This window comes from Ochrobactrum sp. SFR4 (assembly GCF_019730395.1).
GTDB lineage: Bacteria > Pseudomonadota > Alphaproteobacteria > Rhizobiales > Rhizobiaceae > Pseudochrobactrum.
Genome location: NZ_JAAPBB010000385.1, coordinates 1 through 355 on the forward strand (window position 1 = coordinate 1; position 355 = coordinate 355).

A 355-nucleotide genomic window follows, 5' to 3' on the forward strand; every position below is an offset into this window, starting at 1 on the left:
TGGAAAGCGGGCGATGGGCAGGCACTGCGGCTTGGAGGCCATCATGAGCAAACCCATAGAAATCGTTGAACGCTCGTTAGACGAAGAAGATATCCGTTCGATGTCTGAAACGATGCTCCCGCATCACATAAAATCCTGCCAACTTGAAGGTAAGGATCTCTCAAGACTGAATTTTTCGGGATGGACTTTTGAGGCCTCCTCGCTGGTGCGCACCAAATTCGATAGTGCCCAGTTGGAGGGCTCGAGATTTATACGTTGTAGAGCCGGACACGCTAGCCTGGAGGCTGCCAACCTGTCGGAAGCGGTGCTGAGCAACAGCGATTTCAACAATGCCAATCTTAGGCGAGCCAAGCTG

General features: G+C 52.4%; 1 protein-coding gene. It reads left to right on the forward strand.

Translation table 11 applies throughout. The features are described 5' to 3' along the window. Positions 1-43: 43 nt before the first annotated feature. Positions 44-355, forward strand: a 312-nt coding sequence (locus HBA93_RS19485) for a pentapeptide repeat-containing protein (protein WP_221724392.1), incomplete at its 3' end; no start/stop codon positions are given.